The 12,638-nt window shown below is 38.4% G+C and carries 10 protein-coding genes; 9 read left to right on the top strand and 1 reads right to left on the bottom strand.

The features are described 5' to 3' along the window. Positions 1–18 precede the first annotated feature (18 nt). Together pulA and DX009_RS07970 are read left to right on the top strand one after the other, a co-directional pair. The gene (gene pulA, locus DX009_RS07965; protein WP_115083624.1) at positions 19–1,935 is read left to right on the top strand and encodes a type I pullulanase; all 1,917 of its coding nucleotides are present in this window, start codon (positions 19–21) and stop codon (positions 1,933–1,935) included. Between the two features lie 9 nt (positions 1,936–1,944). Then, complete coding sequence (locus DX009_RS07970; RefSeq protein WP_115083625.1) at positions 1,945–3,795, top strand: glycoside hydrolase family 13 protein; 1,851 nt, start codon at positions 1,945–1,947, stop codon at positions 3,793–3,795. Between the two features lie 889 nt (positions 3,796–4,684). Here the strand turns inward: DX009_RS07970 and DX009_RS07975 are convergent. Beyond that, positions 4,685–5,473 carry a hypothetical protein gene (locus DX009_RS07975; protein WP_115083626.1) on the bottom strand — a complete coding sequence of 263 codons (789 nt, stop codon included), beginning with the start codon at positions 5,471–5,473 and terminating at the stop codon, positions 4,685–4,687. Between the two features lie 488 nt (positions 5,474–5,961). Here DX009_RS07975 and tsaB point away from each other — a divergent pair, with 488 nt between their 5' ends. Genes tsaB through DX009_RS08010 form a run of 7 tightly spaced genes read left to right on the top strand, consistent with a single transcriptional unit; the run spans position 5,962 to position 12,635 of the window. Further along, positions 5,962–6,654 carry a tRNA (adenosine(37)-N6)-threonylcarbamoyltransferase complex dimerization subunit type 1 TsaB gene (gene tsaB / locus DX009_RS07980; protein WP_115083627.1) on the top strand — a complete coding sequence of 231 codons (693 nt, stop codon included), beginning with the start codon at positions 5,962–5,964 and terminating at the stop codon, positions 6,652–6,654. 52 nt (positions 6,655–6,706) lie between these two features. Beyond that, complete coding sequence (locus DX009_RS07985) at positions 6,707–7,309, top strand: DUF4290 domain-containing protein (protein WP_006044339.1); 603 nt, start codon at positions 6,707–6,709, stop codon at positions 7,307–7,309. Positions 7,310–7,313: 4 nt separating this feature from the next. Further along, on the top strand, positions 7,314–8,627 hold the full coding sequence (gene murA, locus DX009_RS07990; RefSeq protein ID WP_115083628.1) for a UDP-N-acetylglucosamine 1-carboxyvinyltransferase: 1,314 nt from the start codon (positions 7,314–7,316) through the stop codon (positions 8,625–8,627). A 13-nt stretch (positions 8,628–8,640) separates the two neighbouring features. Then, entirely contained in the window at positions 8,641–9,162 is a 522-nt protein-coding gene (gene rimM, locus DX009_RS07995; RefSeq protein ID WP_040595535.1) for a ribosome maturation factor RimM, read from the top strand. 9 nt (positions 9,163–9,171) lie between these two features. Continuing rightward, positions 9,172–10,326: a 1-deoxy-D-xylulose-5-phosphate reductoisomerase gene (locus tag DX009_RS08000; protein WP_115083629.1), complete on the top strand. Its 1,155-nt coding sequence runs from the start codon at positions 9,172–9,174 to the stop codon at positions 10,324–10,326. A 52-nt stretch (positions 10,327–10,378) separates the two neighbouring features. Continuing rightward, the gene (rseP, locus tag DX009_RS08005; protein ID WP_115083630.1) at positions 10,379–11,779 is read left to right on the top strand and encodes an RIP metalloprotease RseP; all 1,401 of its coding nucleotides are present in this window, start codon (positions 10,379–10,381) and stop codon (positions 11,777–11,779) included. A gap of 7 nt (positions 11,780–11,786) precedes the next feature. After that, on the top strand, positions 11,787–12,635 hold the full coding sequence (locus tag DX009_RS08010; RefSeq protein WP_115083631.1) for a LicD family protein: 849 nt from the start codon (positions 11,787–11,789) through the stop codon (positions 12,633–12,635). The last annotated feature ends 3 nt before the right edge of the window (positions 12,636–12,638 follow it).

The raw sequence follows: 12,638 nt of genomic DNA on the forward strand, positions 1-12,638 counted from the left end.
AGCAACAATATAACTAACATGAAACTAAAATATAGTATTTTCACGCTAATGACTACTTTTCTGCTCGCACTAACAGTACAAGCACAAAGTGTTTTTAACGAAGTTAGCTACTCTCCAAAGCAAACTACGTTCAAACTGAATGCTCCCAAAAAACCTATACTGCGTATATACGACACAGGAAGGGGTGGCAATGCAATAAAAAAGATAAAAATGAAGCAAACAGCTACGAATGTTTGGGAAACTACTATCAATGGAGATTTGAAAGGAAAGTTCTATACGTTCGACATTGGACGAGGTGAAACACCTGGCGTTTTTGCCAAAGCTGTTGGCATAAATGGACATCGTGGTGCAATAGTAGATATGCAAACTACCAATCCAACTGGCTGGAACAACGACCATCGCCTGAATTTGAAGAATCCTGCAGACCTTATTATATACGAAATGCACCACAGAGACTTCTCTATTGACCCTTCTTCTGGTCTTGTAAATAAGGGCAAATTTCTTGCGCTTACCGAACAAAAGGCTATAAAACATTTAAAAGAGTTGGGCGTAAACGCTGTGCATATTCTACCATCGTTCGATTTTGCATCTATTGATGAAGCGAATACAACAACTCCTCAATACAATTGGGGCTACGACCCTCTAAACTATAACGTTCCAGAAGGTAGCTATTCGTTCGATGCGGAGCAACCTACACGACGCATTTTAGAATTTAAACAAATGGTACAAGCCTTGCATAAAGCGGGTATTCGTGTTATTCTCGACGTGGTTTATAACCATACTTTTGATATAGCCGGAGGAAATTTCGACCGTACTTTCCCTATGGCATACTATAGATATACGGCTGATGGAAAACCAAGTAATGGTTCTGGCTGTGGAAACGAAACAGCTTCTGAAAAGTCGTTAATGCGACAATTTATGCTCGAAAGTATGAAATATTGGGTTAATGAATATCATATTGATGGGTTCCGAGTGGACCTTATGGGTATTCATGATATTGAAACAATGAATATTATTCGGAAAGAGTTGTCTGCTATCGACCCTAACATCTTCATTTACGGCGAAGGCTGGACAGCTGGAACTTGTGCTTATCCTGCCGAGAAACTAGCTCTTAAGGCACACATAAAGCAGATGCCAGATATTGCTGCCTTCTCTGATGAATTGCGCGATGCTCTCCGTGGTCCATTCTCTGACAACAAACAGGCTGCCTTTCTAGGAGGAGTTCCTGGATTTGAGGAAAGCATTAAAGCTGGAATAGCAGGTATGATTGCTCACCCACAGATAGATTACACTAAAGTAAACTACACCAAAGAACCATGGGCAAATCAACCTACACAAATGATTTCGTATGTTAGCTGTCATGATGATATGTGTTTAACAGACCGTTTAAAAGCATCGATACCAGAGACTGAATACGATTTAGATGAACTTATACGCTTAGATGAACTTGCACAAACTGCCATCTTCACCTCGCAAGGCATTCCTTTTATGCTCTCTGGAGAAGAAATGCTTCGCGATAAGAAAGGTGTGCACAACTCATTCAACTCACCCGACGAGATAAATCATCTGGATTGGAACAACTTAAAGAAGTATCCACAACTATTCAACTACTATAAAGGCTTAATTCAGATGCGCAAAAACCACCCTGCTTTTAGACTGGGCAATGCAGAACTAGTACGCAAATATCTTGAATTTCTGCCAACACAGCACGATTGCTTGGTGGCTTTCCGACTGAAAGACCATGCTGGTGGCGACAAATGGAATAACATTTATGTTGTGTTAAACGGAAACAACACAATACAAAGCATTAATATTCCAAAAGGCAAATATACTATTGTTGCCAATAATGGCGTGATAAACGAAGATGGAAATGGAGAAATGGAAGGTGGTGAAATAACCATCGACGCACAAACAGCACTTATTTTACACGATTAAACTACCAATATGAAACGATTATTTTTATTGATAGCTCTCTGCTCTCTGATGATTACAACCAATGCAAAGATTGAAATTAAGAAAATAGACCCTACCAATTGGTATGTGGGAATGAAAGATGCATCGTTACAGCTAATGGCGTATGGCGCTAATATACGCAACGCAGAAGTAACAACAAACTATCCTAACGTACGTATAGATTCGCTTGTTCGGCTCGATTCGCCTAACTATCTGCTTATATATCTTAATTTAAAAGATGCACAAGCAGGAACTATGAACATTGATTTCAAAATAGGAAAGCAAACTACAACTGTGAAATATGCCTTGCTAAACCGAGAAATGAGCGGAGACGAACGTAAAGGATTCGACAATTCAGACGTTCTGTATATGCTTATGCCCGACCGTTTTGCTAATGGCAACCCAAAGAACGACATTGTAAAAGGTATGCAAGACCAGCTCTGCAACCGTAATGAGCCAAGTCTTAGACACGGTGGAGATATTGCTGGAATTATGCAACATCTTGACTACTTTACCGACTTAGGCGTTACTGCTCTTTGGTTTACACCTGTTTTAGAGAACGATAGACCTGCTGATGGTGGAAAATCTAGCACGTATCACGGATATGCCACTACCGACTACTACAGGGTAGACCCACGTTTTGGCACTAATGCCGACTACAAAGCACTGACAGACGCTTGCCACAAACGTGGACTGAAGGTGGTAATGGATATGATTTTCAACCATTGTGGCGACTATCATATATGGAACAAAGATGTTCCTGCAAAAGATTGGTTCAACAGTCCTAACTATGCACTACAAACTTCGTACAAACTTACACCAGTACTCGACCCATACGCTAGCAAAATTGATAAAGCCGAAACTGTAGACGGGTGGTTTGTAAGGTCGATGCCCGACCTTAATCAACGCAATCCGCACGTAATGAAATATCTCATTCAAAATTCAATATGGTGGATTGAAACTGTTGGAATAGACGGTATTAGAATGGATACTTATCCATACGCCGACCGAAAAGCAATGGCTGACTGGATGAAATGCATTAATTTGGAATACCCTAACTTCAATACAGTAGGAGAAACATGGGTAACCGAACCTGCCTACACTGCTGCTTGGCAAAAAGATAGCAAGCTAACAAACGAAAACAGTTACTTGAAAACCGTTATGGACTTTGCTTTCTTCGACCGACTTTCGATGGCTAAAAACGAAGAAACTGACGATTGGTGGAAAGGATTTAACCGTATTTACAACGTGCTCTGTTACGATTATCTTTACCCAAACCCAGCCAGCGTAATGGCATTTATAGAAAATCACGATACCGACCGCTTTCTTGAAAACGGCAAAGATACTTTAGCACTGAAGCAAGCATACGCTCTACTGCTAACTATGAGGCGCATTCCACAACTTTATTATGGTACAGAAATATTAATGAATGGTACAAAAGAAGTTACCGATGGCAATGTTCGCAAAGATTTCCCCGGTGGTTTCCCCGGCGATAAAGCAAATAAATTTACACGCAAAGGACGCACTGCCGCTGAGAACGCTATGTTCGACTGGACCGCTCGCCTACTCCATTGGCGCAAAGGTAACGACGTTATTGTTTATGGTAAGCAAATTCAGTTCATTCCATGGCACGGCATCTATGTAGTAACACGTCAATATAATGGCAGAACCGTAATGACTGTTATTAATGGGCGCAACACATCGGGCAAATTGGAAGTGAAACGCTATGCAGAAATTATTGGAAACAACACAACTGCTCACGATGTCTGCACAGGAGAAAGTGTATCGCTATCGGCAGATGTTCCACTAAAAGCGCGCCAAACAATGGTGTTAGAATTTTAAAGAAAACACTTTACGTTAGATAAACACATTTCTACAAAAGAAACACAACTCTACAATACATCTGCTGAATGGTTCGTTTAAACACTATTCAGCAGATGTTTTTTTAACGCAAAAACTATTATTAAAAGCACCAAAAATTTAGTTTTTGCACAACACCAATCTCACTATATACTTCCACGTAACATATATGTCCGTATAATTTTATTCAGAAGTTAAGCCATTGAATACAGTCAGAAATAGTTTTACTTACACGTAAGTAAAGTTCTACTTACACGTAAGTAAAGTTTTATTTACACGTAAGTAAAGTTTTACTTACGTGTAAATAATAGCACAGAAACAGAGTATTGCTAATACGCAATGCATATTTTATTAGAATAGCAACATTAAAAAACCACAATAAAACCAATGTATCAACGCAGATTACAAGGTTTAACCCCAAACGGTTATTAGAGCTTAAACATATTTTGTTTTATTATAGAGCAGATTGTATGCCTTTACAACGCATGCGTAGCGGGCTACGCCAGGTTACGAAGACAGACAAGATGCCGATAAGAAAATAAACAATGTTAGGAAACAACACCCTAATAATAAGAACTATATTGTGGCTTAATTACCGGAGATTCGGGTTTAAATACAGCCGTACACACTCTCCAGAGATAGCATATAGTACTTGTACAACAGCAATGGAAAATTAGTTATCCAAAAAATATACTTCCGAAATATATTTATAATGCACTCTACCATTTATCGCCTTTAGATATAAAGACATCATAGCTATTGCTATTATAACAAGTATCTTTATAAATTGGTACAAAAAAATAGGGGCGCCTCTTTTAAAAGAGACACCCCTGAAAATATATTTTTTCACTAATTATTATACTATCGCCAATTATTTACCGATGTATTTTACAGACTTTGTTGTACCATCAGCAAACTTAACAGACTTGATAGATACACCCTTACCAGCCTTAGACAGCTTGCGACCAGAGAGATCGAAGAATGTTTCGCCTACAACCTGCTTGTTTGCACCAGCTGCAACAGTTTCGATACCATTAGGATCAGTAGTAAATACTGTCTCAATATCGCCACAGAAGAGAGACTTCTCGTCGCTCCAATAGCCGCCTAACATCTTTAACTTTAAGTCGTCCGCTGTTTGACCTTCCATGTATGTTTCGCCAAGTTTAATAGAAACACCATCAATATAGAACTTAATAGGGTCGTCTATAGGTTGTATTTGTTTATCTTTTAATTCCATATAACCTACTTGGATACCAGCCTTAGAGCCATCTTGAAGTTCTCCGTAGTATATGTATTGACCTGCAGGAACAGTAATAACGTTGCCATCCTTTGTACCTTTTATCCAAGCGTTGAATGGATCATTATTAATATAAGTACCAAAAGTAAGTGCGTTCCTCAGATAAACAGTCTTGCCATCAGCAGCTGTAACCACAAGCAAATCGCCTGCTGGCTGACCGTTTTCTGCCAATTGTGCAAGGTCAAACAAAGAGAGTTTCTGCTTACCGTCCTCACCTTTTTGGTAGGCAAACATCTTACCGCTAACACGTTTGTAGGTTGTTAGAGTACCAGCTGGCTGGTCTTTAATAACTGTAGGATCGTTTTGTGCTTGTACACTAACGCCAAAAATTGCTACGAGAGCAAGGAGTAATAGTTTCTTCATAATTTAAATGTTTAAGTGATATAATATTTGTTCTTAAAAAATCTATTGCTATTATCTTGTAAAAGGCATTCTCAGCTTACACAAAACAGAGACATTTGCTTTTCTACAATTGCAAATGTAGGAAATGTTTTATTGGGCGACAAATTTTGATACTAACATTTTTAATTATTTAACACTAATTCTTTACTATCGATATAGATTTCTCTATATATGCTAACTAATACATATATATAGGCAATACTGCAACACAGCAAATGTAAAATTAGCAGCATTGTCTTCACACTCGCATAGAGAGTAAATTTGTTTACAGTATAGAAGATTATAGTTTCGCACATCAAAGATTTACCGAAGCAAGACATCTATTTTATCAAAGTTGCATTCTACTTTCATAGTTTAATCTATTTTCAGTTGGATAAAGATAGATTAATTAAAAATTTAATAGTATCTTTGCAAGTTGTATAGATAAGAAAGCAAAAGTAAAACAAAAGATGTCGTGCATATTAAACATAGAAACAAGCACTAATGTGTGCTCTGTGGCACTAAGCGAAGATGGTGCTTGCATATTTACAGAGGAGGATCATAATGGTCCTACCCATTGCGAACAATTAGGAAAGTTCGTTGATGAGGCTCTATCGTTTGCCGATAGCCATGCTATTCCAGTTGATGCAGTAGCAGTAAGTAGTGGTCCTGGTTCGTACACGGGGCTTCGCATTGGAACCTCTATGGCAAAAGGAGTATGCTATGGAACTAATATAAAACTTATAGCAGTGCCCACATTAGAGCTTCTTTGTGTGCCAGTACTGTTACATCACGAGGAAATAGAAGACAACGCATTGCTTGTTCCAATGATTGATGCACGCCGTATGGAAGTGTATGCTCAGGTGTTCGACCGTGCTTTACACGAGGTTCGGTCTATCCAAGCCGATGTTGTAGACGAGAATACCTATAAAGAATATCTTAACAAAGGTCCTGTATACTTCTTTGGTAATGGTGCTGAGAAATGTATGGAAACTATCAATCACCCAAACGCACACCTAATAAAAGGTATTGAACCTTTAGCTAAGAATATGCTTCCATTAGCAGAAAAGCGAATAGCATTAGAACAATATGAAGATGTAGCATATTTCGTTCCGATGTATTTAAAAGACTTTGTAGCAAAACAAGCAAAGCCTCTATTATAAATAAAGGTAGAAAATAAAAAAGAAACGAAACAGAATAAAAAGAAATAGTAGAATGGAGATAGAGGGATTGGACTATAATACTCAGCGCAAAAAACTATTGTTGCCTGAATATGGACGCGAAATACAAGATATGGTGAACTACTGTGTAGACCTACCAACAAAGGAAGAGCGCCAACAATGTGCCGAAACTATTGTTTCTATTATGGATAGAATGAACCCACAAAGTAGAGAAAACACTGACTATGAGCAGAAATTGTGGGACCATTTGGCTATTATGGCTGACTTTAAGTTAGACATAGACTATCCATTTGATGTTTCGCAAGCTCTAAAAATTACAACAAAGCCGAAACCAATGTCCTACCCAATGTCAAGAATACCTGTTCGCCATTATGGAAAAATGATGTTCGAACTATTCGATCAGCTAAAAACAATGGAAGATGGAGACGAGAAAGACGAACTCGTTAAGTTGGTTGCAAACCAGATGAAACGTTGTTTAATACAATGGGGACATGGTTCGTCAGACGATGAGAAAGTAGCTTCGGACCTTGCTCGCTTCACGGACGGAGCTATACAATTGGATTTAGATACCTTTAAATTCGATAAAATAAATCTAAAAGATTTACAACCTGCACGCAATAACAAGAAGAAAAAATAATATTATGGAATGTTTTGTTATTGAAGGAGGACATCGTTTATCGGGAACTATCGTACCACAGGGAGCGAAGAACGAAGCTTTACAAGTGATTAGTGCAACTTTACTTACCAGTGAAGAGGTTGTTATTGACAATATACCTAATATCTTAGATATAAAAAACCTTATAAAGCTACTCAAAGATATAGGTGTTAAGGTTACTAAACTTGACGAAAACAAATACTCGTTCTGCGCTAACGAAGTGAATTTAGACTATTTAGATAGCACTGCCTTTGTAGAAAAATGCTCTTCTCTGCGTGGTAGCGTTCTGCTTTATGGTCCACTTTTAGGTAGGTTTGGTAAAACAACAATAGCAAAACCTGGAGGCGATAAAATTGGACGTCGCCGTTTAGATACTCACTTTCTTGGTTTCAAAAGTCTTGGAGCACACTTTGAGCATAGAGAAGAGCGCAACGTGTACGACTTAAAAGCAGAAAAACTTGTTGGAACTTATATGCTTTTAGACGAAGCATCGGTTACGGGTACTGCTAATATCGTTATGGCTGCAGTCTTTGCTGAAGGTAAAACCACTATATATAATGCAGCTTGCGAACCTTATTTGCAACAATTGTGCAAGATGCTCAATGCTATGGGGGCAAAAATAAGCGGTATTGGAAGCAATTTGCTCACCATAGAAGGTGTTAAAACTCTAAAAGGAACTCAACATCGCATACTTCCAGATATGATAGAAGTAGGTTCGTTCATTGGAATAGCAGCTATGATAGGCGATGGTATAAGAATAAAAGATGTTTCGATTAAGAGTCTTGGTATTATTCCCGATACATTTCGCCGACTCGGTGTGCAGATAGAAGAACAAGGCGACGACCTTTTTATTCCACGTCAAGAACATTATAATATTGAGACTTTCATTGATGGAACCATTATGACCATTGCCGATGCTCCATGGCCAGGTATAACACCCGACCTAATTTCGGTATTACTAGTAGTTGCAACTCAAGCTCAGGGAAGTGTACTCTTCCACCAAAAAATGTTCGAAAGCCGCCTATTCTTTGTTGATAAGCTGATTGATATGGGTGCGCAAATTATTCTTTGCGATCCACATCGTGCGGTTGTAGTAGGACATGATAATAGTCGCCCATTGCGAGGAGGTAGAATGTCGAGTCCTGATATACGTGCAGGAATTGCTCTACTAATTGCTGCTATGTCGGCTCAAGGAACTAGTCGCATCGACAATATATCACAAATAGACCGTGGTTACGAAAATATTGAAGAACGACTCAATGCATTAGGTGCAAAAATAAGTCGTGTGGACATTTGTTAAAGCTGTATTGCTAATGATAAAACAAGAGGAAGTTTATAAAATAGGTATACTCGGGAAACCACACGGAGTGCGAGGAGAAATACAATTTCGATTCACCGATGATGTGTTCGATCAATGTGATGCAGAATATTTAGTGCTCAACATAGATGGCATTCTTGTACCTTTCTTTATAGAGGAATATAGATTTCGTTCAGAAGAAATGGTACTTATAAAGTTTTGCAACATTGATACAGAAAAGCAAGCACGCGAACTTACAGGAACAACAGTTTATTTTCCACGTGCCGTAGCAGAAGAGAATAAAGACGAATTATCGTGGGCTCAAATTGTTGGATTTAATTTATTGGACAATAGGACAGGTAAGATTGTAGGTAAAATAATTTCTGTTGATGATTCAACCATCAATTTATTATTTGAAACAAAGACAGAAACTGACAATATCCTCTTAATTCCTGCTAACGAAAATCTTATAAAAGGGATTAACAAAGCAAGGCAAACTATTGCAATGGAAATACCTGACGGACTCTTAGAACTCTAGTTTAAAACAATGAAACAACAAATATGTATACTTGGTTCAACTGGAAGTATTGGCACACAAGCTCTTGATGTAATAGAGCAACATACCGATTTATACGAAGTTTATGCCTTAACAGCTAACAACCAATGGGAGAAGCTAGCAGCACAAGCACGTAAATTTCAACCTGCAGCCGTAGTTATAGCGAACGAAAAGCACTATAAGACATTGCAAAAGGAACTTTCCGACCAGCCAAATATAAAAATTTATGCAGGTAAAGAGGCATTAAAGCAAATTGTAGAAGCTGAACCTATCAATATGGTGGTTACTGCTATGGTGGGCTTTGCTGGTCTTGAGCCAACAATACACGCTATTAAAGCACGCAAAAAGATTTGTTTAGCAAACAAAGAAACACTTGTTGTGGCAGGAGAACTTATTTGTAAGTTAGCAAACGAGTATCATACACCTATTCTTCCAGTAGATAGCGAACACAGCGCTATTTTCCAAAGCTTGGTGGGAGAGGATAATAACGAGATTGAAAAGATATTGCTGACCTGTTCTGGAGGACCTTTCCGTCTTTTCGATGCAGATAAATTAAAAGCTGTTACAGCTGCCGATGCTTTGAAACACCCAACTTGGGATATGGGAGCAAAAATCACGATAGATTCTGCTTCACTAATGAATAAAGGCTTCGAAGTTATAGAGGCTAAGTGGTTATTTGGTGTTCCTGTAAGCAAAATACAAGTTTTAGTGCACCCACAATCTATCGTTCACAGCGCAGTACAGTTTATTGATGGTAGTGTAAAAGCACAATTAGGCGTTCCCGATATGCGTTTACCTATACAATATGCTTTTTCTTTCCCAAACAGACTTACATTAAAAGGCGATCGTTTAAACTTATTCAATCAGCCATTAGAATTCTTTGAGCCTGATATGGATAAATTTCGCTGCCTCGCAATGGCGTATGAAGCTATCGAAAGAGGTGGTAATATGCCTTGTATCCTCAATGCTGCCAACGAAATAGTAAATGAGGGATTCCGCAAAGGACAATGTTCATTTCTTAAAATGGGTGAAATTATTAACGAAACCATGCAGAAAGTGGCATTCGATGCTACACCATCACTTGATGTTTATTTGCAAACAGATGTAGAAGCACGTAGAATCGCAAGTGAACTAATGGTTAATTAAGAGAATAGAGAGTAAATAATTAGAAATAAAAAAACAGATTATAAAGTAACGAATGGAATCTTTTCTTATCCGATTGCTCCAGTTTATAATGGCAATCTCGCTGCTTGTTCTTCTCCATGAAGGCGGGCACATGTTCTTCGCAAAGCTATTTGGCGTCCGCGTTGAGAAGTTTTTTGTATTCTTCGATATGGCTATCGGCAAATGGAACGGTATGTTATTCAAGTGGAAACCTAAGAACGACGACACAACATACGGTATGGGGTGGCTTCCTCTCGGTGGCTATTGCAAAATTTCAGGTATGATAGATGAAAGTTTCGACACGAAACAGATGGAGAAAGCGCCACAACCGTGGGAATTTAGAGTGAAACCCGCATGGCAACGTCTACTTATTATGATTGGTGGTGTGCTCGTAAACTTCCTTTTAGCACTGTTTATCTACTCTATGATAATGTTTACATGGGGTGAAACCTACTTCAAAGTATCAGATATGCGTATGGGTATGCAGTTCAATGAACAGGCAAAAGCTCTTGGCTTCAAGGATAAAGATGTTATGTTGGCTACCGATAAGGGTGCATTCCGTGAATATGCTAATATCAATGGCGATTTCTTCCGTCAGATAGCTCAGTCTAAATATGTAGAAGTGTTGCGTAATGGAAAGAAAACACGTATTGAAATGCCAGGCAATTTAGATATGCTTTCGATGGTAAAAGAACGACCTCTATTTGCCGAACCATACATTCCATCACGCATCGATAGTGTTGCTGCAAACACTCCAGCTATGAAAGCTGGTATAAAAGCAGGCGATTTACTAAAATCTATCAACGGTAAAAATATTAATACATGGGCTGACTTCCATTATCAAATAGGTGTATTAAGCGATGTTGCCGCTGTAAAGAAAACTCATAAAGATTCTTTGGCTCTCCGCAACGTAGTACTTACGGTACAACGCAGTGGTTCTAACAAAATAGATACCATAAAGATGCAGCTCAATCCTGAATTAAAGATGGGTGTTACAGAAAGTTCTCTGCTTTCATATTATAAACCCACACAAGAGAAATTTTCTTTCTTTGAAAGTTTCCCTGCAGGCGTAAAATATGGAATAAATATTCTTCGTGGTTACGTAGGTAATTTTAAATATCTTGCTTCTGCCGATGGCGCAAAGAGTTTGGGAGGCTTTGGTTCTATTGGAAAATTATTTCCACCTTATTGGAATTGGTATATGTTCTGGAATATGACAGCCTTTTTGAGTATTATGCTTGCCTTTATGAACATTCTTCCTATCCCTGCACTCGATGGTGGACACGTTATGTTCTTATTATACGAAATAATTACACGCCGTAAACCATCTGAAAAGTTTATGATTCGTGCCGAGTATGTAGGCATCACCATACTTATTTTGCTAATGGTTGTAGCCAACTTAAACGATATTTTGCGGTGGATAGGTGTTATGTAACATTTATATGATAAAGCTATTCAACACTGGCGAAACTCAAGAAACACTCCGTCAGGACTACAATCCTGACGGATCTGTACTACGACGAGCACAATTGCGTATGCTCGATATGGCTATCTATTTGCAAGAAACTGCTAAAAAGATAGGTATTCCACTAAGGTTAGATGGTGGAAATGTGCTCGGAGCATTGCGTCATGGTGGCTTTATTCCTTGGGACGACGATATAGATATGGTAATAAGTCAGAAGGATTTTAAACGTTTCTGCGATTATCTAAAGGCGCACCCCCACCCTAATTATGTATTGCAAGACAATTCTACCGATCCAGGTTTCTATAAAGAATGGGCTTGTCTACGTGATTTAAGAACCGAAAATCGTAGCCATGAAAACTTTAATAGTGAAAATAGACGTATTCACGAAGCACAAAAATATCGTGGATTGCATATTGATATTTTTCCTTACGAAGGAAATATGATTCCTTGGCTGCAACATCTTGCAGCTAAACTATCGGTAAATGTAAACCTTAAAATGGCAGGACGATATCCTCGAGCTGCACAAATATGTTATAACTTATTACACTATTTTGTTTTTCCAATGTTTCGTTGCATTGGAAAGATATTTGGTAATCCAAATTTGTATATGCACTCTTATGGGGCATGGTTTTACGAACAAAATCCTAAGCGCATAATGATACCTCATAAAGATATTGTTTTTGAAGGTTACACGTTTGAAGGACCAGCCGATGCAGAAGAACTTTGTCGTATCGCATACGGAAATTTTATGGACCTTCCCCCACGCGACAAACGCGACAGACATAAGGTTGATATTGTGTTCTTCGATGATGAGAATGCGCAATAAAGA

It is taken from the genome of Prevotella pallens (assembly GCF_900454935.1).
Classification (GTDB): domain Bacteria; phylum Bacteroidota; class Bacteroidia; order Bacteroidales; family Bacteroidaceae; genus Prevotella; species Prevotella pallens.